The sequence below is a fragment of the Gordonia crocea genome, assembly GCF_009932435.1.
In the GTDB taxonomy this organism is placed as follows: Bacteria; Actinomycetota; Actinomycetes; order Mycobacteriales; family Mycobacteriaceae; genus Gordonia; species Gordonia crocea.
In genome coordinates, this window is the sequence record NZ_BJOU01000001.1 from 1,570,767 (window position 1) to 1,592,473 (window position 21,707).

The window sequence follows — 21,707 nt, forward strand, 5'->3', positions numbered from 1 at the left end:
CCATGGCGGACAAGAGCTTCCAGGTCGAGGTCGTCTCGGCCGACGAGCGCCTCTACTCCGGTGAGGCGACCATGCTCGTCGCGCAGACCACCGATGGTGAGATCGGCATCCTGGCCGGCCACGCGCCGCTGCTCGGCCAGCTGACCGACGGCGGCTACATCGCAGTGACCGAGGTCGGCGGCGATCGTCGCGTGGCCGCGGTCACCGGCGGGTTCCTGTCGATTTCCGCCGACGTCGTGACCATTCTGGCCGAGACCGCGGAGTGGGCCGAGTCGGTCGACGTCGCGGCCGAGACGGCGGCCCTCGAAGCGGCCGAAGCGGGAACGGCCGAGCATCAGCTCGCCAAGTCCCGCCTTGCCGCGGCCGCCGCGCTGGCCCGGTAGTCGTGATCGTCGCCCATCGCCCGCGCCGGTGCTTGTCACCGCGCGGGCGATGGTCGTATCGGGGGGAGTGTCGGTGATCGTCGGTCTGGTGATCCTGGCGGTGGCGCTGGTCTTGGCGTTGATCGTCGCCGGAGCCGCGCTCTACCGGTTGACCGAGATCCGCAATGCCGGCACGCCCCTGCTGTTGCGGCCGGTCCCGGCCGCCGAGGACCAGGGGTGGCGACACGGTTCGGCCCATTATGGCGATGACGCGCTCGTGTACTACCGGCTGGTGACGTTCTGGCAGGGGCCGACGGTCCGGCTGGTGCGCAGTGCGATCGCGGTCGACGGGCGCCGCGAGCCGCGTGGTACCGAACGCGAGATCCTCGACGGGATGGTGGTCATCGAGTTGGCGCCGGGCGCCGACGGCGCGGGCGGCGCCTACGAGTTGGGGATGACCCCCGATGCCTTGACCGCCTTTCAGGCCTGGTTGGAGTCGGCGCCGCCGCAGCGTGCCCGCCGGGGCGGTCGCTGACGCACGCCTCCTCGGCCCGGGTCAGGCGTCTGGTCGGCTCCGGTCGCCTCCGGGTACCCATTTGACGTCGCCGGCGGGACCGGCGGCCACGCGGGCCAGGATGAACAACAGGTCGGAGAGCCGGTTGAGGTATTTCGCCGGCAGGACCGAGGTGTCGTCGGGATGGGCGTCGATGGCCGCCCAGGCGGCCCGTTCGGCACGCCGTACGACGGTGCGGGCGTGGTGCAGCAGGGCTGATCCGGGACTGCCGCCGGGCAGGATGAACGAGTCGAGCGCCGGCAGGTCTTCGCCGAAGGCGTCGCACCACCGCTCGAGTGCATCGATATAGGACTGCTCGATCCGCAGCGGCGGGTACTTCGGATCCGCCACGACCGGCGTGGACAGGTCGGCCCCGGCGTCGAAAAGGTCGTTCTGGACGGTGCGCAGGACCGCGCCGACCTCGTCGGGAAGGCCGCCCAGCGTCAGCGCCATGCCGATCGCCGCGTTCGCCTCGTCGCAGTCCGCGTAGGCCACGACTCGCAGGTCGTTCTTCGCCACGCGGGAGAAGTCGGAGAGTCCGGTGGTCCCGTCGTCGCCGGTGCGGGTGTAGATGCGGGTGAGGTGAACGGCCATGGTCTCACGGTAGTGGATAAGCTACGGGGGTGAGTGATCGCTTTCTGGTGTCGGGCGGGGCCCGGTTGACCGGCGAAGTGCGGGTGACCGGCGCCAAGAACAGCGTGTTGAAGCTGATGGCCGCTGCGTTGCTCGCCGAGGGCCGGACTGTTCTGACCAATGCACCCGACATTGCCGACGTGCCGTTGATGGCAGACGTGTTGCGCGGCCTCGGCGCGACGGTGACCGTGACCGCCGACGAGGTGGTGATCGACACCCCGGCGATGCCGAGCTATCACGCCGACTTCGACGCGGTGAAACAGTTCCGCGCCTCGGTGTGCGTGCTCGGTCCGCTGATGGCCCGCTGCGGCCGTGCCGTCGTTGCGCTGCCCGGCGGGGACGCGATCGGTTCGCGGCCGCTGGACATGCACCAGGCCGGGTTGCGCGCGATGGGGGCGGACAGCTCGATCGAGCACGGGTGTGTCGTGGCCGCCGCGGACCGGTTGACCGGCGCCGCGATTGCGTTGGAGTTCCCGTCGGTCGGTGCCACCGAGAACATCGTGATGGCGGCGGTCCTCGCCGACGGCGTCACCACCGTGGACAACGCGGCACGGGAACCCGAGATCGTCGACCTCTGCGAGATGCTGACCCAGATGGGTGCCCGCATCGACGGCGCGGGCACCTCGACGCTCACCGTCACCGGGGTGCGCGAGCTCAAGCCGACGACCCACCGCGTCGTGGGTGACCGCATCGTGGCGGCCACATGGGGCATTGCCGCGGCGGTGACCCGCGGCGACGTGTCGGTGTACGGGGTGTCGCCCGAGCACCTCTCGCTGGTGCTGAACAAATTGGCCGATGCGGGGGCGAAGGTCGACCGCTTCCCCGACGGCTTCCGGGTGCAGCAGAATGAGCGCCCGGTGGCGATCAACGTGTCGACGCTTCCGTACCCGGGTTTTCCCACCGACCTCCAACCGCTGGTGATCGGTCTGGCGGCGATCGCCGACGGCATGTCGGTGGTCACCGAGAACGTCTTCGAGGCCCGGTTCCGGTTCGTGGAGGAGATGGTGCGCCTGGGCGCGGATGCGCGGACCGACGGGCACCACGCGGTGATCCGCGGGGTGGAGCGCCTCTCCAGCGCCCCGGTCTGGTCGTCGGACATCCGGGCCGGCGCCGGCCTGGTGTTGGCCGCCCTGGTCGCCGACGGCGTGACCGAGGTGCACGAGGTCGAGCACATCGACCGGGGCTATCCCGACTTCGTGGCGCAGTTGCGCTCGCTGGGCGGGGTCATCGAGCGCGTCGGGGACTGAACCCGACCGGCCTGTCCGAACGGATAGGCCTGCAGCCTGGTCCTCGGGACCGAAGGCGTGCGCCAGCGGTCAGGACCCCTTGTCGGGGGTGTGAGCGGTTGCACAGTCTGAATGTGTCAGACAACACACCAGGCCCTTCGACTCAAGGAGACCGCACGATGGCCATCGAGATGAATCAGATCTGGGACTTCCCGATCAAGGAATTCCACCCGTTCCCCAAGGCGAAGCTGGGGGTCGGCGCCCACGACATGCTCGGCGTCGAGGCCAAGGATCTCGGCATGACCCGCGTCCTGCTGATGACCACCGGCCTGCGCGGCTCGGGGATCATCGACGAGCTCAAGGGCAAGATCGAGTACCAGGGCGTCGACGTGGTGGTGTTCGACGAGGTCGAGTCCAACCCCAAGGACTACAACTGTATGGATGCCGCGGCGCGGTACCAGTCCGAGAAGTGTGACGGCATCATCTCCGTCGGCGGCGGCTCCAGCCACGACGCGGCCAAGGGCGCCCGCATGGTCATCGCCCACGACGGCCGCAACATCAACGAGTTCGAGGGCTTCTCCAAGGCGACGAACAAGGAGAACCCCAAGCACATCGCGGTCTCCACCACCGCCGGCACCGGCTCGGAGACCTCGTGGGCCTACGTCATCACCGACACCTCCGACATGGACCACCCGCACAAGTGGGTGGCCTTCGACGACACTTGCCTGGTCGACCTGGCGATGGACGATCCGCTGCTGTACTACTCGTGCCCCGAGCACTTCACCGCCTTCTGCGGGTTCGACGTCCTCGCGCACTGCAGCGAGCCCTACGTCTCCCGCCTCGACTTCGCGCCGTCGCTGGGCAACGCGAAGTACGCGATCGAGCTCATCCGCGACAACCTGCGCACCGCCGTCTACGAGCCGCACAACCTCGAGGCCCGCACCGGCATGATGCACGCGCAGTACATCGCCGCCCAGGCCTTCAACTCCGGTGGGCTGGGCCTGATCCACTCGCTCTCGCACGCGTTCAGCGCGTTCTACGACAGCCACCACGGCCTCAACAACGCGATCGCGCTGCCGCGCGTGTGGGAGTACAACCTGCCGTCCCGCTACGAGCGCTTCGCCGACATCGCCGCGCTGCTGGGCGTCGACACCCGCAACATGACGACGGTCCAGGCCGCCGACGCGGCGGTCGAAGAGGCCATCCGTCTCTCGAAGGACGTCGGCATCCCCGACAACTTCGGCCAGCTCACGGTCAACAGCTACGAGAAGAACCGGATGAACACCGGGAAGTACGCCGGCAAGGGCGAAGGGGTCGACACCTCCGAGCAGCAGATCCGCGCGATCTCGGAGCACATGATGGACGACTGGTGCACCCCGGGCAACCCCCGCACGTGCACCGTCGAGTCGATGATCCCGATGGTCCGCCACGCGATGGTCGACTCCTACTGAGTCGCCCTGCGGCGACGCCGGGTCCGGAGTACACCCATCGACTACTCCGGGCCCGGCGGTCGCCGTCCCCGCATCCGACCGCCGTTTCTCACCGTCTCCCATCCAGCCGCTCGGAGGACACCATGCCCGACTCGCCCGCATCCGCATCCGCATCCGCACCCGTTTTCGACACGCCCGCCGAGCTGACCGCCGCATTGTCGGACCAGGGATATCTGGTCGCCGACGATCTCGCCGTCGTGCTGCACCTGGCGACGCTGTTGGACCGGCCGCTGCTGCTCGAGGGGCCAGCCGGGGTGGGCAAGACCGAGTTGGCCAAGGCGTTGGCCGCGGCGTCGGGGCGCGAACTCATCCGGCTGCAGTGCTACGAGGGCCTCGACGACTCGCGGGCGCTCTACGAGTGGGACTACGCGCGCCAACTCCTGCACGTGCAGATGCTGCGCGACCGGATCAGCGCCGAACTGGCCGCCTACGATTCGTTGGCGCAGGCCTCGGCCGCCCTGGCCCGCACCGAGGTCGGGGTGTACACCGAGGACTTCCTGGTGCCGCGGCCGCTCCTGGCGGCGATCATGTCGGAAACCCCGACGGTGCTGCTTGTCGACGAGATCGACCGGACCGACGAGGCCATGGAGGCGGTGATGCTGGAGGTCCTGGCCGAGCGGCAGGTGACGGTGCCCGAACTCGGCTCCTTCACCGCCCGGTCGGCCCCCTGGGTGATCCTCACCTCCAACGACACCCGGGAGCTGTCTCCGGCCCTCAAACGGCGGTGCCTGCACTTCCAGGTCGGCTACCCCGATGCCGAGCGCGAGCGGCGTATCGTCGCCGTTCGGGCGCCGGACGTGGAGGAGTCGGTGATCGCCGACGTGGTCGACCTGGCCCGCACCCTGCGGGACCTGCCGCTGCGCAAGAGCCCGTCCATCGCCGAGGTGATCGACGCCGCGCGTGCCGCATCGCGGCTGGCCGCCGCCGGCGGGCGCGAGGACGTCGAGCGGGTCGGCGGGCAGGACCCGGCGCTGCTGTCGCTGCTGGTGAAGTTCGGCACCGACCTCGAACACGTCCACCGTGCCCTCGACGACCAGTCGCCGGCCGGGGAGCGGACCCCGGTCGGGGTGGACGGGAGCAGTCCGGGCGGATCGGTCACCGAGCGGGCCTTCGGTGCCGGGCGGGCCCGCAGCGCGGCCCGGGGCTGACATGGGCGCGGCAGCCGCCGACGGCCCCGTCGGACACGGCCGCGACCACCTCCTCGACCGCGTGGCGGTGTCCTTCGGGGAGGTGCTGCGGATGGTGGCGGTCGCGGTCTCGCCGGCCGAGGTGATCGAGATCCGCCGGGTGCTCGACATCGTCGGGGCCACGGATCTGGACCGCCTGCGCACCGCACTGCGGGCGGTGACCGTCAAGTACTCCTACGAGCGCGAACCCTTCGACGAGGCGTTTGCGCTGTTCTTCCTCGGCCATCACGCCCAAGGGGCCGCCGCCGACCTGCCGCGCGTGCGCGGCATGCTTTCGGCGCTGCCGGCCGAGATCGACTGGGATGAGGAGTTCGAGGGCGCCGGCCGGATGATCGGCGCCGACGAGCACACCGTCGAGATCGGCGACCTGATGGTCGAGGATCCCGATGCCCGGGAACGGACCGGGGAGAGCGCGCACCGCGAGGAAAACGACTTCACCGTCTCCGGCGGCGCCGAGGAGCTGCAGGTCGACACCGACTCGTCGAGTGTCTCCGGCGGCGTGACCTACACCGTCGAAGTCGACCACGCCGACGCCTCCCAGGTCGGCGAACTGACGTCGGCGGCCACCCGGGTGTCCGGGACGACCCTGACGCTCGCCGACGCCGCGGCCCTGCTGCGGGCGCTCGACGCGGCCGACGGGGCGATGGCCTATGGCGTGGACGGCATGGCCGGTCTGGACGAGCAGGCGATGGCCGAGTTGGCCGACGCCCTGACCCGGTTCGTCGAGGCGCTGACCGACCGGCTCGCCGCCAGTCCACTGGTGGGCACCGACGACGACCCGCCGACGCACGTCCACCGCGACCAGGCCGACATTGACCGGGCCTGCCACCGGTTGGTGCAGCGGATGCGCGGCGCACCGCGACGGGTGAGCCGGTTGACCGCCCCGGGCCGCCTGGACATCGGCCGCACGATGCGCGCGGCCGTGGCCACCGACGGGGTGCCGGTGGAGTTGTGGCGGCGGGTCGCGCGGCCCGGGCCCGTGCGGCTGCTCGTGGTCATCGACGTGTCGATCTCGGTCCGCCCGGTCACCGGCTTCATCCTGCGGCTCGCCCAGACGCTGCACCGGTTTGGCGACCGGTGCGAGGTCGTCGCCTTCGTCGACCGCCCGGTCCGGGTCACCGCGGCCCTGCGCGGCGCCTCGGCCGACGGTGCGCTCGCGGCGGTGCTGGCCGCCGACGGCCTGGACCTGTCGGCGACGAGCGACTACGGGCGGATGTGGCATGAGCTGCTCGACGAGCACGGCGATCTGATCAGTCGGCGCACCAGCGTGCTGGTGGTGGGGGATGCCCGCCACAATGCTTTCGACCCGCGGGTCGACCTGTTCGCGGAGGTGGCGCGGCGGGCCTTCCGGGTTGCCTGGCTGACCCCGGAACCCAAACGCTACTGGTCGCAGACGGGGTGTGCCCTGGGCGACTACGCTGAGCATTGTTCGGCGGTGGTGAGTGCGCGCGACGGCGGCGAGGTGCTGGCGCGCTGCGACGAACTCGGCACCGCGCTCCGATGACCGAGGGCCGCGGCCGCAGGGCAGGAGGTGCAGCTTCGATGGGTGTCGCACCCGTGCGCGGGCACGGCCTGGACCGGGTGGTGAAGTTCCACACGCCGCAAATCGTGTTCGGACCCGGCACGATCGGCGAGGTCGTCAACGCCGTGTCGGCGCTGGGGATCGACCGCCCGTTGTTGGTCTCCGACCAGCAGTTGGCCCAGACGCCGTGGTTGGACCGGGTGGTCTCGGATCTGCGCCAGCGCGGATTGGTGCCGGAGACCTTCCTGGGGGTCACCCCGAACCCGCGGGCGGCCGAGGTCGAGGCGGGCCGCGACGTCTACGTCGCGCACCGCGCCGACGGCCTCGTCGCGGTCGGGGGCGGTTCGGTCATCGATGCGGCCAAGGGGGTCGCGGTCCTCGCGTCCAACGACGGGCACATCCTCGAGTACGAAGGCATCGACCGGGCGACCCGGTCGCTGCCGCCGTTGGTCGCCGTGCCCACGACCTCGGGCAGCGGGTCCGACGTCTCCCAGTTCTGCATCGTCAACGACACCCACAGCCGCACGAAGGTCACGATCATCGGCCGCAACCTGGTGCCCAACGTCGCGGTGATCGACCCGACCCTGGTCACCACCGCGGCGCCGGAGGTCATCGCGCAGGCGGGGATGGACGCCCTGACCCACTGCGTCGAGGCCTTCGTCTCGTTGGCGCGGGGCCGCCTCACCGATGCGTTGGCCGTCGACGCCCTCGTCGGCGTGTGGACCAACCTCGAACGGCTCGTCCAGGACCCGTCCGACCCCGACGCCGGTGCGGAGATGTCGCTGGCGTCGCTGCGCGCGGGGATGGCGTTCACCAACGCGATCCTGGGGGCGGCCCACGCCATGAGCCACCCCGTCGGCGGCTACTGCGACGCCCCGCACGGGGCGATCAACTCGGTGCTGCTCCCGCCGGTGATCCGCTACAACGCGACGGTGTGCGCGGATGACTTCGTCCATCTGGCCGACGCCGTCGGATTGTCGACGGCGGGCGGGGACCGGGTCGTCGCCGACCGTCTCGCCGACGCCATCGCCGACCTGGCGCACCGGGTCGGCATGCCCTCGGCGTTGAGTCCGCTGGGCGTGGCTGCCGACGACCTGGAATGGCTCACCCAGCGCGCCCTGGCCGATTCGTGCATGCTGACCAATCCGCGGCCGGCCGCGGGCGAGGCCATTCTCGACGTCTACCGGCAGGCGCTGTAGCGATGGCCGCCGCCGACCCGGATCTCGCGAGCCTGGTGGGGCTGAGCAGCGTCAAACGCGGCCACTACGCGCAGTACCGCGGCGCGGAGGCGCGCCTGAACCGGGTGATGACGGCGTTGGAGGGGATTTCCAAGGCCCTGGTGCAAACCGATCAGGGTCCGGAGCGGCTGGTCGTCGCGGTGTTGGAGACGGTCCGCGAACACCTCGGCGCCGAGTGGGTGTTGTTCGCGCTGGCCGACGGGCATCTCGAGCAGGCGGCGCCGCGCCACCTCATCGCTGCGCACGACGGGGGGATCCTGGCCTTCGAGGCCGGCGGGGTCGCCCATCCGCCGACCGACCTGCCCGTCGAAGTGCTCAACCGGCTGATCGACGTGCTGCGCGGGGAGCGCACGGTGCTGCACGTCCCGATCGCGAGTGCCCACCACCTGCACGTCCCGATCGAGTACCACGGCCGCGTGGTGGGCGGGTTGTCCGCCTGGACGCCGCCCGAGCGGGAGGTGGACCCGTCGGACTTGGTGGTGCTGAAGATCCTCGCCGGTCAGGCCGCGGTGGCGATGGTGAACTCCGAGCTGCTGTCGGAGTCGCGCCGGCGCACCGAGGAGCTGGCCGAGCGCAACGCCGAGCTCGAGGCCGCCCAGCGGGAACTCTCCGCGGCCCACCGCACCGCGCTGCTGCACAACGAGCGGTCGCGCATCGCCCGCGAACTGCACGACTCGGTGGGGCAGTCGGTGCTCTCGGCCGGGTTGCAGATCGAGCTGTGCCGGGGCGAGGTCTCCGCGGCGGCCGAGAAGCACCTGGCCACCGCGGTCCGGTTGACCCGGGACGCGATGACGCAACTGCGCAACGCCATTTTCACGCTGAACGCGGCCAGCGATCCGTCCCACAGCGTCGGCGACACCCTCGACCAGCTCTGCGACCTGCACCTCACCGGCGAGACGCGGGCGTCGGTCGCGATCCGCGGGCGTCCGCGCGAGTTGCCCGGTGATGTTCAACACGCGGTGCTGAGGATCGCCGGGGAGTCGCTGTTCAACGCCGCCCGCCACGCCCAGGCCGCCCAGGTCTCGGTGGTCCTGTCCTATGGCGACGAGCGCGTGGTGCTGGCGGTCGACGATGACGGCTCGGGGGACCCGGTGGAACTGCGCGAACGGATGAAGGCCGCGGTCACCGGGGACCTCGAGGAGGGCCGTCGCCGGGGCCTGGCCAACATGGCCTCGCGTGCGGCCGAACTCGACGGCACATTGCGGATCCGCCGGTCCCGGCTCGGCGGCGTCCGGATCGTGGCCGAATTGCCGACGCCGAGCAGGGGAGCGGTATGACGACCGAATCGGTGCCGCCACGGGCCATCCGCACGGTGTTGGTCGACGACCACGCGATGTTGCGCGAGGGGCTGCGGGCGCTGTTGGAACGCCACCCCGAGGTCGCGGTGGTGGGTGAGGCCGGCACCTTCGACGCGGCGCTGGCCGAGGTGGCGCACACCCGGCCCGACGTGGTGGTGGTCGACCTCAAGCTGACGTCGTCGACCGACTACGAGGGCATGCGGTTGATCGGCGAACTCAAGCGTTGGAATCCCGACGTCGCGGTGTTGGTGCTGACGACCTTCCTCGACGACGACCTGGTGGTCCGCGCGGTGCGCGCCGGGGCCAGCGGCTACGTCGTGAAGGACGTGGACACCACCGAGCTGGTCCGCGCGATCCGCGCACTGTCCAGCGGGGGGAGCGCGTTTGACCCGCGCAGCGCGACCGCGGTCATGCGGACCATGGCCGGGCAGCACAACCCCTCCGAAGAGCTGACCGAGCGGGAGCGCGAGGTGCTGCGGTTGATGGCCGACGGACAGTCGAACGCCGGGATCGGCCAGCGCCTGTTCATTTCCGAGTCGACGGTGAAGTTCCACATCCGGAACCTGATCCGCAAACTCGGTGTGACCAAACGCACCGACGCGGTCTATGTGGCGAGCAAGCGGGGACTCATCTGACCCGGTGGTCGAGGACCAGCCAGCCGCCGTGGTCGACGATGGTCTGCGACGGGTAGGCCGGCCAGTCACGCGCCCATTCGCGCAGGTCGCCCTCGGTGAGACGCTGACGGTGGCCGAAGTGGGCGTTGGGGTGCTCCTCGAATGGAACGGCGATGACGACGCGCCGGCTCGCCACCCGTAACGCCTCGCCGATCGCCGCGCCGACGGCGGGGCCGTCGAGGTGTTCGAGCAGGTGGATGAGGGTGACGGTGTCGAACGATCCGGGCGCGAAGGGCAGGGACAGCGCATTGCCGATTCGCGCGGTCACCGGCAACCCGAAGTCGGCGGCCGCACCGCCGAGCAGGTCCAGCGCACCGGGGCAGATGTCGCAGGCGGTCACGTCGTAGCCGTCTTGGGCGCACTGCAGGGCGAAGAGTCCGAAGCAGCAGCCGACTTCCAGGACGGATTGGCCCCGCAACAGGGAACGCGCTCGCCGGTGCACGGGGCTGAAGGCGGCCCGGCCGTCCCGCAGCTGCGCCACGGAGTTCGCGTAAAAGGCGCGCCAGCAGGCCCGGTGGTCAGGGCTGAGACTGGTGATCACCGCGATGGCGGCCTGCTCGAACTCGTCCTGGCCGATCAGCAGTCCGTCCTGCGCGAAGCGCGACAACGCGCCGACCACCTGGTCGTCGCTGACGGTTGCCAGGTCCAGCGGGTGGGAGACGACCACCGAGCCGTCGGGCCGGCGGTCGCACCGCCACCGGCCGCCACCCGCGGCGGCGGCCCGGACCCGATGGGCCACGACGAGTGGCCCAGCGCTCGACACGGCCGTGCTCGACGCGGTGTGCCTCGAAACGGTGTGCCTCGGTACGGCGGCCAGATCGGGGAAATCGGTGACAATCGCCTGCATACGTCGACGCTAAGCGCCGACGGCGGCGTCCGGACCTGCCCGAACGGGTGCGCCGACTGTCCAAAAGGATGGGTTGCGCGCACGATCCGCCTATCACGAAACCGCCTCTCTACCAGGCGATTTGTGAATCTGTTTCCACGTGTGTAACTTAATCGAGGCCGCCAGCGAGCGGGGCCCAACAGCCCCGAGGCGAAGCGGCAAGGCTCGACTCGACGGGGTATCTACCCCGAGGCCCAATCAGGCGGACCAACCCCCACGGGGTAGGGGCTTGACAAGCCGGAGTCGCAGGTCTAAGCTGGAACAGTTGCCCCGAAACGGGCAACAACATAGCTCACCGAAGTTCGTCCGGGTCACCGGATGGTGTTGGCGGGTGTGTGTTCTTTGAGAACTCGATAGTGTGTGACAGATTGTTTGATGCCAATTTTTTTGGTGTCTTGTTTTTTGATGCCAGTTTGTTTTTTGGATTGTTTTTGCTGGGGTTTTTGCCTCTGTGAGGATTGTTCTGAGGATGGCCGGCTGCCTGTTGGTGGTTGGTTGTTTTCTTTGTTTTTTCATGGAGAGTTTGATCCTGGCTCAGGACGAACGCTGGCGGCGTGCTTAACACATGCAAGTCGAACGGAAAGGCCCAGCTTGCTGGGTACTCGAGTGGCGAACGGGTGAGTAACACGTGGGTGATCTGCCCCAAACTTTGGGATAAGCCTGGGAAACTGGGTCTAATACCGGATATGACCTCAGGATGCATGTCTTGTGGTGGAAAGCTTTTGCGGTTTGGGATGGGCCCGCGGCCTATCAGCTTGTTGGTGGGGTAATGGCCTACCAAGGCGACGACGGGTAGCCGACCTGAGAGGGTGATCGGCCACACTGGGACTGAGACACGGCCCAGACTCCTACGGGAGGCAGCAGTGGGGAATATTGCACAATGGGCGCAAGCCTGATGCAGCGACGCCGCGTGAGGGATGACGGCCTTCGGGTTGTAAACCTCTTTCGCCAGGGACGAAGCGTAAGTGACGGTACCTGGAGAAGAAGCACCGGCCAACTACGTGCCAGCAGCCGCGGTAATACGTAGGGTGCAAGCGTTGTCCGGAATTACTGGGCGTAAAGAGCTCGTAGGCGGTTTGTCGCGTCGTCTGTGAAATTCTGCAGCTTAACTGTAGGCGTGCAGGCGATACGGGCAGACTTGAGTACTACAGGGGAGACTGGAATTCCTGGTGTAGCGGTGAAATGCGCAGATATCAGGAGGAACACCGGTGGCGAAGGCGGGTCTCTGGGTAGTTACTGACGCTGAGGAGCGAAAGCGTGGGGAGCGAACAGGATTAGATACCCTGGTAGTCCACGCCGTAAACGGTGGGTACTAGGTGTGGGTTCCTTTTCACGGGATCCGTGCCGTAGCTAACGCATTAAGTACCCCGCCTGGGGAGTACGGCCGCAAGGCTAAAACTCAAAGGAATTGACGGGGGCCCGCACAAGCGGCGGAGCATGTGGATTAATTCGATGCAACGCGAAGAACCTTACCTGGGTTTGACATACACCAGACGCAGCTAGAGATAGTTGTTCCCTTGTGGTTGGTGTACAGGTGGTGCATGGCTGTCGTCAGCTCGTGTCGTGAGATGTTGGGTTAAGTCCCGCAACGAGCGCAACCCTTGTCCTGTATTGCCAGCGGGTTATGCCGGGGACTTGCAGGAGACTGCCGGGGTCAACTCGGAGGAAGGTGGGGATGACGTCAAGTCATCATGCCCCTTATGTCCAGGGCTTCACACATGCTACAATGGCGCGTACAGAGGGCTGCGATACCGTGAGGTGGAGCGAATCCCTTAAAGCGCGTCTCAGTTCGGATTGGGGTCTGCAACTCGACCCCATGAAGTCGGAGTCGCTAGTAATCGCAGATCAGCAACGCTGCGGTGAATACGTTCCCGGGCCTTGTACACACCGCCCGTCACGTCATGAAAGTCGGTAACACCCGAAGCCGGTGGCCTAACCCTTGTGGAGGGAGCTGTCGAAGGTGGGATCGGCGATTGGGACGAAGTCGTAACAAGGTAGCCGTACCGGAAGGTGCGGCTGGATCACCTCCTTTCTAAGGAGCTATCAACATGTCCTGTTTCGGGCCCGAGTGTGGTTCGGCGGGGTTGATGTTCATGGGTGAAACGTCAAACGGTCATTGTCTGCCGGCTGGTGCTGGTGGGTGGTGGTTTTCTGTTGCACACTATCGGGGTTCTGAGGGAACACACGGTTTACTCCTCTTTGTGGGGGGTGTGTGTTTTTTCTGATGTTGGCCGGCTACCGCCCTTGTGGGGGTGTGGGGTTGGTTGGTGTGTGTTGTTTGAGAATTGCATAGTGGATGCGAGCATCTATATTTTTATAGATCTGCAATTTCTAATGGTTTTTGTAAACATTTTTTGCACGCGTCTACATTCGTGGCCACGCGTTTTGTGCGTGTGGGTGTGGGTGTAGGTGTTGTTGTAAGTGTGTAAGGGCGTTCGGTGGATGCCTTGGTACCAGGAGCCGATGAAGGACGTGGGAGGCTGCGATAAGCCTCGGGGAGCTGTCAACCGAGCTGTGATCCGAGGGTGTCCGAATGGGGAAACCCAGCACGAGTGATGTCGTGTTACCCGCCGCTGAATGTATAGGCGGTGTGGAGGGAACGTGGGGAAGTGAAACATCTCAGTACCCATAGGAAGAGAAAACAATTGTGATTCCGTGAGTAGTGGCGAGCGAAAGCGGAGGAGGCTAAACCATGCGCATGTGATACTCGGCAGGGGTTGTGCGTGTGGTGTTGTGGGGTTGTTCTGTCTGGTGCTGCCGTGCTGGAGACGAGTGAGAAAGTCGCATGCTAGGCGAAGTGGCCTGGAATGGTCTGCCGTAGACGGTGAGAGTCCGGTAGCTGAAAGTGTGTGGCCTCGTTTGGAATGATTCCCAAGTAGCAGCGGGCCCGTGAAATCTGCTGTGAATCTGCCGGGACCACCCGGTAAGCCTGAATACTTCCTGGTGACCGATAGCGGACAAGTACCGTGAGGGAAAGGTGAAAAGTACCCCGGGAGGGGAGTGAAATAGTACCTGAAACCGGACGCTTACAATCCGTCAGAGCCTGCGCCCCTTGTGGGGTGGGTGATGGCGTGCCTTTTGAAGAATGAGCCTGCGAGTCAGTGCTCAGTGGCAAGGTTAACCCGTGTGGGGTAGCCGTAGCGAAAGCGAGTCTGAATAGGGCGTTTGAGTCGCTGGGTCTGGACCCGAAGCGGAGTGATCTACCCATGGCCAGGGTGAAGCGACGGTAAGACGTCGTGGAGGCCCGAACCCACTTCAGTTGAAAATGGAGGGGATGAGCTGTGGGTAGGGGTGAAAGGCCAATCAAACTCCGTGATAGCTGGTTCTCCCCGAAATGCATTTAGGTGCAGCGTCCCGTGTTTCTTACCGGAGGTAGAGCTACTGGATGGCCGATGGGCCCTACTAGGTTACTGACGTCAGCCAAACTCCGAATGCCGGTAAGTGAGAGCGGGGCAGTGAGACTGCGGGCGATAAGGTTCGTAGTCGAGAGGGAAACAGCCCAGATCGCCGGCTAAGGCCCCTAAGCGTGTACTAAGTGGAAAAGGATGTGGGATCGCTTAGACAACCAGGAGGTTGGCTTAGAAGCAGCCACCCTTGAAAGAGTGCGTAATAGCTCACTGGTCAAGTGGTCCTGCGCCGACAATGTAGCGGGGCTCAAGTACACCGCCGAAGCCGCGGCACTCACACAAGACATCGGCCTTCCCCTGCGGGGGTTGGTCCAGTGGTGTGGGTGGGTAGGGGAGCGTCCTGCATCCGTGGAAGCAGCGGAGTGATCCAGTTGTGGAGGGTGTGGGAGTGAGAATGCAGGCATGAGTAGCGAAAGCAGAGTGAGAAACTCTGCCGCCGAATGACCAAGGGTTCCTGGGCCAGGTTAATCCGCCCAGGGTGAGTCGGGACCTAAGGCGAGGCCGACAGGCGTAGTCGATGGACAACGGGTTGATATTCCCGTACCCGTGTATCCGCGCCCAATGGCGAATCAATTGTACTAACCATCCAAATCCCTATGGACCACCTTCGGGTGGCCGGCGGGTGCTGCATGGGACCTCGGTTGTAGTAGTCAAGCGATGGGGTGACGCAGGAAGGTAGTGGAGCCAGTCGATGGTAGTGCTGGTGTAAGCCTGTAGGGAGGGACATAGGCAAATCCGTGTCCCACATATCCTGAGAGGTGATGCGTAGCCGTTGAGGCGAAATCCATGATCCTATGCTGCCGAGAAAAGCCTCTAGCGAGCTGGTACACGGCCCGTACCCCAAACCGACACAGGTGGTCAGGTAGAGAATACTAAGGCGATCGAGAGAACTGTGGTTAAGGAACTCGGCAAAATGCCCCCGTAACTTCGGGAGAAGGGGGACCACGCCCGGTGACCGGCCTTGCGCCGTGAGCTGGGGGTGGTCGCAGAGACCAGAGAGAAGCGACTGTTTACTAAAAACACAGGTCCGTGCGAAGTCGTAAGACGATGTATACGGACTGACGCCTGCCCGGTGCTGGAAGGTTAAGAGGACCGGTTAGCCACCTTGTGTGGCGAAGCTGAGAATTTAAGCCCCAGTAAACGGCGGTGGTAACTATAACCATCCTAAGGTAGCGAAATTCCTTGTCGGGTAAGTTCCGACCTGCACGAATGGCGTAACGACTTCTCTGCTGTCTCAACCACAGACTCGGCGAAATTGCAGTACGAGTAAAGATGCTCGTTACGCGCGGCAGGACGAAAAGACCCCGGGACCTTCACTATAGCTTGGTATTGGTGTTCGGTTCGGTTTGTGTAGGATAGGTGGGAGACTGTGAAACTCGCACGCCAGTGTGGGTGGAGTCATTGTTGAAATACCACTCTGATCGTATTGGACCTCTAACCTCGGACCATGATCTGGTTCAGGGACAGTGCCTGGTGGGTAGTTTAACTGGGGCGGTTGCCTCCCAAAAAGTAACGGAGGCGCCCAAAGGTTCCCTCAGCCTGGTTGGCAATCAGGTGTTGAGTGTAAGTGCACAAGGGAGCTTGACTGTGAGACGTACATGTCGAGCAGGGACGAAAGTCGGGACTAGTGATCCGGCACCGGCAAGTGGAAGCGGTGTCGCTCAACGGATAAAAGGTACCCCGGGGATAACAGGCTGATCTTCCCCAAGAGTCCATATCGACGGGATGGTTTGGCACCTCGATGTCGGCTCGTCGCATCCTGGGGCTGGAGTAGGTCCCAAGGGTTGGGCTGTTCGCCCATTAAAGCGGCACGCGAGCTGGGTTTAGAACGTCGTGAGACAGTTCGGTCTCTATCCGCCGCGCGCGTAAGAAACTTGAGGAAACCTGTCCCTAGTACGAGAGGACCGGGACGGACGAACCTCTGGTGTGCCAGTTGTTCCACCAGGAGCACCGCTGGTTAGCTACGTTCGGAAGGGATAACCGCTGAAAGCATCTAAGCGGGAAGCCTGTTCCAAGATGAGGTTTCTCACCCTCTAGCAGGGGTAAGGCCCCCCACAGACCATGGGGTTGATAGGCCAGAACTGTAAGCACAGCAATGTGTTCAGGTGACTGGTACTAATCGGCCGAGGACTTACAACAACACTTCACCAACAAGAAGTTCACGCATCCACTATGCAACTCTGAAACAACACTGCCACCCACACACGTGTGGGCAGCACACAGTTTCATAGAGTTACGGCGGCAATAGCGGAGGGGAAACGCCCGGCCCCATTCCGAACCCGGAAGCTAAGCCCTCCAGCGCCAATGGTACTGCACCTTAATCAGTGTGGGAGAGTAGGACACCGCCGAACACAACGTCCAAAGTACCCCCGGATTTTTCCGGGGGTACTTTGCTTTGTTTTGGTTTATATGGCCGCCAGTCCGCGGGGCCGGCAGGGGCCGGCGTTACGGTGCGTCGAGGTTCGGCGACGGCAACACCGCGACGGGGACGGAGAGAACCCGGAGCATCTTGGCCGCGGTCGAGCCCAGGAAGATGCGTTGGGGCGCCGCAAGGCGGCTCGAGCCGACCAGCAGGACGTCTCCGTCATGCCAGTCCAACCGCTCGACGGCCTCCTCGATCGTCGAACCGTGGGCGATGGATACGGTGACCTCGATGTCCTCGGGCAGTCGTTTGCGGGCCTCGTTGAGGACCTCCTCGGCGGCATCGGTCGCCCGTTGGGCGGCCGCGGGGTCGTCGGTGCCGGATGGCAGTTGGTCCAGGGTCACCAGCGAGATGAGCCGTAGCGGTACGCGGGAGTTCGAGGTGGCGCCGATGGCGAGCTCGAACAGGCCCGCGGCTCCCGCGCGGGTACCGATCGCACAGGTGATCTGGGTGAAGCGGGTAACCGGCGAGTGCCGAAAGCCCCGCGGGGCCAACACCACGGGCAGGGGAGAGGCCCGCAGCAGGTCGTTGACGACGCTGCCCAGCGAGTGGCTGCCGACCATCCCGCCGCCGGAACCGCCGACGACGATGGCGGCGGCCTCGACCCGTTGGGCCTCGGCGATGATGCCCGAGGGGATGGAGTCGTGGAAGGCGATGTGGGCCTGCGATGGCACGTCGGGCACCAGTGCCTGCGCATCGGTGAGCCAGTCGGCCGCCTGCTCGCGGATCACGTCGGAGAGGGCGGCGTCGGGATGTCCGCCCGGGGCGACAATGGCGATGTCGAGTTCCGCGCCCAGTGATCGGGCCAGGCATCCGCCCAGGGCGACCGCGTCGGCGCCGCCATCGTTGGCCAGGTAGGCGACGAGGATTCTCATATGTCTAAGCTAGCCGGTGTGCGTCTGGTCGTTGCAGAATGTCAGGTTGATTACGCGGGTCGGTTGACCGCCCACTTGCCGATGGCCCGACGATTGCTGTTGGTGAAGTCGGACGGGTCGGTGAGCGTTCACGCCGACGACCGCGCCTACAAGCCGTTGAACTGGATGAGCCCGCCGTGCTGGCTCACCGAGGAGGCGGTTCCCGACGATGTCGAGGCGGTCGCGCTCTGGGTGGTGACCAACAAGGCCGGCGAACAACTGCGCATCACGATCGCCGACATCGAGCACGATTCGAGCCATGAACTCGGCGTCGACCCGGGCCTGGTCAAGGACGGCGTCGAAGCCCACCTGCAGGAACTGCTCGCCGAGCACGTGGAAACCCTGGGAGCCGGATACACGTTGGTGCGCCGGGAGTACCCCACCGCCATCGGTCCGGTCGACCTGCTGTGCCGGGACGCCGACGGCGCCACGGTGGCGGTCGAGATCAAACGGCGGGGGGAGATCGACGGGGTGGAGCAGCTGACCCGCTATCTCGAGCTGTTGAACCGGGATGCGAGTATCGCACCGGTCAGCGGGGTCTTCGCGGCGCAGCAGATCAAGCCGCAGGCGCGCACCCTGGCCACCGATCGGGGCATCCGGTGCCTGGTACTCGACTACGACGAACTCCGCGGCATGGAAAGCACCGAGTTCCGGCTGTTCTGAGGACCGGTCCTCTGGGGGTCAGGCCTGCGGGGGCCGGGCGGGATTGGTCCGCGTCCGGATCGTGATGGGGCCGGTCGCGGCATTGGACGGTCCGGCCTCGTCGCGCGCGGACGACGCGGTACCGCGGTGCGGCGTCGAGCGGGTGATCGCGCTGTGGTTGGTGATGTGCTTGTCGAGGGCGGCCGAGTCGTCCTCGTCGGTGGCGTCGGCGACGACATCGAGCTCATCGGCGGTGACCTCGGGGGCCTTGGCCAAGTGCTCGGCCAGCTCGCGCAACCGGTCTTGGATGCCGTCGTGGACCCGGCGGGTCTGGGCGGCCACGGCACGCGCGGCGCGGAGGCGTTCCGCGGCGAGCTCGCGCGCCGACTCGCGCATCTTCTTCGCCTCGGCGTTGGCCTCGGCGACGATGCGCTCGGCTTCGGCCTGGGCGTCGGCCCCGACCTTCTTCGCCTCGGCCCGGGCGATCTCCAGCAGCTTCTCCGCCTCGGTCGCCGCACCGCCGGTGAGCTGGGCGGCCTTTGCCTTCGTCTCCGACTCGAGTTTGTTCGCCTTCGCCCTGGCGTCGGAGAGCACCTTGTCCGCCTCGTCCTTGGCCTCGGCGAGCAGCTGCGCCCGGTGCGCGTCGGCCTCCTTGACCTCGCGGGTCAGCTTTTCCGACCGGTCCCGGAAGCTCTTCTCGGCCTTGGCCCGCTCCTCGTCGGCCGCCTTCTTGGCCGTGTCGGCCTCCTGGCGGGCCACCGATCGGAGTTCGTCGGCCTCGGCCTGCGCCGACGCCCGGATCTCGGAGGCCTCGTCGGAGGCGAGCTGCAGCATCCGCGAGAGCCGCTCGCTCATCCCGGCCGCCGAGGTGGGCGGGACGGCGAGCTTGTCGATCTCGCGGCGCAGCTGTTCGATCTCGTCGCGCGACTGGTCGAGGTGGTGGGCCAGTTCGTTGGCGTGGGCGACGGCCGAATCCCGGTCCGTCGCGAGCAGGTTCAACTCCGAGTTGAGTCGGGAAAGCTGCTGGTCGACAGCCTCCCGGTCGTAGCCGCGCAGGCTGATCGGGAACTGCGGTGGTCTTTCGGAGGGGACGGCCATGGTCTCAGCCTAATGCGGTTGCGGCTCAGTGTGCTTCGGGGTTGGGTTCGACCAGTTCGAGGAGCACCCCGCCGGCATCGCGGGGGTGGACGAAGTTGATGCGCGAATCGGCCGTGCCGCGCCGCGGTTCCGGGTACAGCACCCGCAGACCCGCGCCGGTCAGCCGGGCCACGACCTCGTCGATATCGGTCACCCGGACGGCGAGTTGCTGCAGGCCCGGCCCGTTGCGGTCCAGGAATTTGGCGATCGTCGACTCGCTGTTGAGGGGGGCGAGGAGTTGGATCAGCGCACCGTCGGTCCCCGCCGGGCCCACCATCGCCTCGCGGACGCCCTGTTCGGCGTTCTCCTCTTCGTGCAGCGTGGCGAAGCCGAGGTGCTCGGCGTACCAGGCCTTCGCCGCGTCGAGGTCGGGAACGGCGATCCCGACGTGATCGATTCCGACGACCAGGTCGTTGATGAGGGCGGTGGCAGAGGCGGTCATGCTCTCACGGTAGCGTTATCAGGTAGCGGTCCGCGAGGTCGGGCCGGGATAGAACATCGTTGCACAGGAGTCTTCCCATGTCCGGTTCCACCGTCATCGTCGCCGGCGCGCGCACCCCCTTCGGCCGCCTGCTGGGCGCGCTCAAAGATTTCAGCGCCGTCGATCTGGGCGCCATCGCGATCCAAGGGGCGCTGGAGCGCTCCGGTGTCCCGGCCTCCGCGGTCGACTACGTGATCATGGGCCAGGTGCTCACCGCCGGCGCGGGCCAGATGCCAGCCCGGCAGACCGCCGTCAAGGCCGGGATCGGCTGGGATGTTCCCGCACTGACCATCAACAAGATGTGCCTGTCCGGCATCGACGCGATCGCCCTCGCCGACCAGCTCATCCGGGCCGGCGAGTTCGACTGCGTCGTCGCCGGCGGCCAGGAGTCGATGACCCAGGCGCCGCACCTGCTGCCGGGCAGCCGCAGCGGCTTCAAGTACGGCCCGACGACGCTGGTCGACCACATGGCTTTCGACGGCCTGCACGATGCCTTCACCGACCAGGCCATGGGCGCCCTGACCGAGGACCGCAACGACGCCGACGGGTTCACCCGGGAGCAGCAGGACGAGGTCGCCGCGCGCAGCCACCGGCTGGCCGCGGCGGCCGCCGAGGGCGACGTCTTCACCGACGAGATCGTGCCGGTGTCCATCCCGCAGCGCAAGGGCGACCCGGTCCAGTTCGCCGTCGACGAGGGTGTCCGTGCCGACACGACGGTGGACACGCTGGGCAAGCTGCGCCCGGCCTTCCGCAAGGACGGCACCATCACGGCCGGCAACTCGTCGCAGATCTCCGACGGCGCCTGCGCGGTCGTGGTGATGAGCAAGGTCAAGGCAGAGGAACTCGGCCTGACCTGGCTCGCCGAGATCGGCCCGCACGGCGTCGTCGCCGGGCCCGACTCGAGCCTGCAGGAACAGCCCGCGAATGCGATCAAGAAGGCCTGCGACCGGGCCGGTATCGCCCCCGCCGACCTGGACGTCGTCGAGATCAACGAGGCCTTCGCCGCGGTGGGGCTGGCCTCCACTCGGGCCCTGGGCATCGATCCCGAGAAGGTCAACGTCAACGGCGGCGCCATCGCACTCGGCCACCCGATCGGCACCTCCGGTGCCCGCATCGTCCTGCACCTCGCACTGGAGCTCCGCCGCCGTGGCGGTGGCGTCGGCGCCGCCGCGCTGTGTGGCGCGGGCGGCCAGGGCGATGCGCTCATTGTCACCGTTCCGAAAGTCTGAGAGACATCGATGACCGACTTCTTCAACCTGTCCACGCCGGCCAAGCGGTTCCGCTTCGTCGCCGTTGCCGAGGCGATCACCTGGGCGGCGCTGCTCATCTCGATGTACTTCAAGCATGTCGAGGGCAACGAGGGGGCGATCCGGATCCCGGGCATGGTCCACGGGATCGTGTTCGTGGCCTTCGTCGTGATGTCCTTCATCACCGCGCGGGCGCTGAAGTGGAACCTGCTCGTCTTGGGCCTGGCCCTGGTGTCCTCGATCCCGCCGTTCGGCACCCTGGTGTTCGAGTGGTGGGCCCGCCGCGCCGGGCATCTCGCCGAGCTCTCCGTCGGCGCCGTCGCCGGGCCGGATGCGGTGCCGGCCGATCATGACAAGATAGACGTGTGAGCAAACCTGTCAATCGTCA

At 66.5% G+C, this 21,707-nt stretch carries 17 protein-coding genes and 3 rRNA genes; 15 read left to right on the top strand and 5 right to left on the bottom strand.

Going from position 1 to position 21,707, the window contains the following annotated elements:
* Window positions 1-2 precede the first annotated feature (2 nt).
* Window positions 3-383, top strand: coding sequence for a F0F1 ATP synthase subunit epsilon (locus tag nbrcactino_RS07405; protein ID WP_161926775.1), 381 nt, complete (start codon window positions 3-5; stop codon window positions 381-383).
* Window positions 384-432: 49 nt separating this feature from the next.
* Entirely contained in the window at window positions 433-897 is a 465-nt protein-coding gene (locus tag nbrcactino_RS07410; protein ID WP_228460726.1) for a DUF2550 domain-containing protein, read from the top strand.
* 21 nt (window positions 898-918) lie between these two features.
* On the opposite strand, the gene nbrcactino_RS07415 is transcribed toward nbrcactino_RS07410, so the two are convergent.
* Window positions 919-1,509, bottom strand: a complete 591-nt coding sequence (locus nbrcactino_RS07415; protein ID WP_161926776.1) for a cob(I)yrinic acid a,c-diamide adenosyltransferase — start codon at window positions 1,507-1,509, stop codon at window positions 919-921.
* 29 nt (window positions 1,510-1,538) lie between these two features.
* Here nbrcactino_RS07415 and murA point away from each other — a divergent pair, with 29 nt between their 5' ends.
* The 7 genes from murA to nbrcactino_RS07450 all read left to right on the top strand — a co-directional run bounded on the left by murA (window position 1,539) and on the right by nbrcactino_RS07450 (window position 10,144).
* Window positions 1,539-2,795: a UDP-N-acetylglucosamine 1-carboxyvinyltransferase gene (gene murA, locus nbrcactino_RS07420; protein WP_161926777.1), complete on the top strand. Its 1,257-nt coding sequence runs from the start codon at window positions 1,539-1,541 to the stop codon at window positions 2,793-2,795.
* A 158-nt stretch (window positions 2,796-2,953) separates the two neighbouring features.
* Window positions 2,954-4,225: an NDMA-dependent methanol dehydrogenase gene (mdo, locus tag nbrcactino_RS07425; protein WP_161926778.1), complete on the top strand. Its 1,272-nt coding sequence runs from the start codon at window positions 2,954-2,956 to the stop codon at window positions 4,223-4,225.
* A 122-nt stretch (window positions 4,226-4,347) separates the two neighbouring features.
* Entirely contained in the window at window positions 4,348-5,412 is a 1,065-nt protein-coding gene (locus nbrcactino_RS07430) for a MadB family AAA-type ATPase (protein WP_161926779.1), read from the top strand.
* Between the two features lies 1 nt (window position 5,413).
* Complete coding sequence (gene madC / locus nbrcactino_RS07435) at window positions 5,414-6,955, top strand: MadC family VWA domain-containing protein (protein WP_161926780.1); 1,542 nt, start codon at window positions 5,414-5,416, stop codon at window positions 6,953-6,955.
* Between the two features lie 38 nt (window positions 6,956-6,993).
* A complete protein-coding gene (locus nbrcactino_RS07440) occupies window positions 6,994-8,172 on the top strand; it encodes an iron-containing alcohol dehydrogenase (RefSeq protein ID WP_161926781.1) in 1,179 nt (392 codons plus the stop codon).
* A 2-nt stretch (window positions 8,173-8,174) separates the two neighbouring features.
* Window positions 8,175-9,488, top strand: a complete 1,314-nt coding sequence (locus nbrcactino_RS07445) for a MadS family sensor histidine kinase (protein ID WP_161926782.1) — start codon at window positions 8,175-8,177, stop codon at window positions 9,486-9,488.
* Window positions 9,485-10,144 (top strand): MadR family response regulator transcription factor, encoded by a 660-nt coding sequence (locus tag nbrcactino_RS07450; RefSeq protein ID WP_161926783.1) that lies wholly within the window; start codon window positions 9,485-9,487, stop codon window positions 10,142-10,144. Before nbrcactino_RS07445 ends, nbrcactino_RS07450 begins: the two co-directional genes overlap by 4 nt.
* Here nbrcactino_RS07450 and mftM read toward each other — a convergent pair.
* On the bottom strand, window positions 10,137-11,030 hold the full coding sequence (gene mftM, locus nbrcactino_RS07455) for a mycofactocin oligosaccharide methyltransferase MftM (RefSeq protein ID WP_161926784.1): 894 nt from the start codon (window positions 11,028-11,030) through the stop codon (window positions 10,137-10,139). The genes nbrcactino_RS07450 and mftM overlap by 8 nt on opposite strands.
* Window positions 11,031-11,580: 550 nt before the next feature.
* On the opposite strand from mftM, the gene nbrcactino_RS07460 reads away from it, so the two are divergent.
* From nbrcactino_RS07460 to rrf, 3 genes are all read left to right on the top strand, one after another.
* A 16S ribosomal RNA gene (locus nbrcactino_RS07460) occupies window positions 11,581-13,101 on the top strand.
* A 383-nt stretch (window positions 13,102-13,484) separates the two neighbouring features.
* A 23S ribosomal RNA gene (locus tag nbrcactino_RS07465) occupies window positions 13,485-16,615 on the top strand.
* Window positions 16,616-16,710: 95 nt separating this feature from the next.
* A 5S ribosomal RNA gene (rrf, locus tag nbrcactino_RS07470) occupies window positions 16,711-16,827 on the top strand.
* The 16S, 23S and 5S rRNA genes sit together here, the layout of an rRNA operon.
* A 94-nt stretch (window positions 16,828-16,921) precedes the next feature.
* On the opposite strand, the gene nbrcactino_RS07475 is transcribed toward rrf, so the two are convergent.
* Window positions 16,922-17,773 (bottom strand): universal stress protein, encoded by an 852-nt coding sequence (locus nbrcactino_RS07475; RefSeq protein WP_161926785.1) that lies wholly within the window; start codon window positions 17,771-17,773, stop codon window positions 16,922-16,924.
* A gap of 18 nt (window positions 17,774-17,791) precedes the next feature.
* Between nbrcactino_RS07475 and nucS the strand changes: the two genes are divergently transcribed.
* Window positions 17,792-18,475 carry an endonuclease NucS gene (gene nucS, locus nbrcactino_RS07480; protein WP_161927649.1) on the top strand — a complete coding sequence of 228 codons (684 nt, stop codon included), beginning with the start codon at window positions 17,792-17,794 and terminating at the stop codon, window positions 18,473-18,475.
* An 18-nt stretch (window positions 18,476-18,493) separates the two neighbouring features.
* Here the strand turns inward: nucS and nbrcactino_RS07485 are convergent, their stop codons facing one another.
* Together nbrcactino_RS07485 and mce are read right to left on the bottom strand one after the other, a co-directional pair.
* Window positions 18,494-19,552 (bottom strand): coiled-coil domain-containing protein, encoded by a 1,059-nt coding sequence (locus nbrcactino_RS07485; RefSeq protein ID WP_161926786.1) that lies wholly within the window; start codon window positions 19,550-19,552, stop codon window positions 18,494-18,496.
* 25 nt (window positions 19,553-19,577) lie between these two features.
* A complete protein-coding gene (mce, locus tag nbrcactino_RS07490) occupies window positions 19,578-20,033 on the bottom strand; it encodes a methylmalonyl-CoA epimerase (RefSeq protein ID WP_161926787.1) in 456 nt (151 codons plus the stop codon).
* Between the two features lie 77 nt (window positions 20,034-20,110).
* Between mce and nbrcactino_RS07495 the strand changes: the two genes are divergently transcribed.
* Window positions 20,111-21,301 carry an acetyl-CoA C-acetyltransferase gene (locus nbrcactino_RS07495; protein ID WP_161926788.1) on the top strand — a complete coding sequence of 397 codons (1,191 nt, stop codon included), beginning with the start codon at window positions 20,111-20,113 and terminating at the stop codon, window positions 21,299-21,301.
* Window positions 21,302-21,310: 9 nt separating this feature from the next.
* Window positions 21,311-21,688 (top strand): DUF3817 domain-containing protein, encoded by a 378-nt coding sequence (locus nbrcactino_RS07500; protein WP_161926789.1) that lies wholly within the window; start codon window positions 21,311-21,313, stop codon window positions 21,686-21,688.
* The last annotated feature ends 19 nt before the right edge of the window (window positions 21,689-21,707 follow it).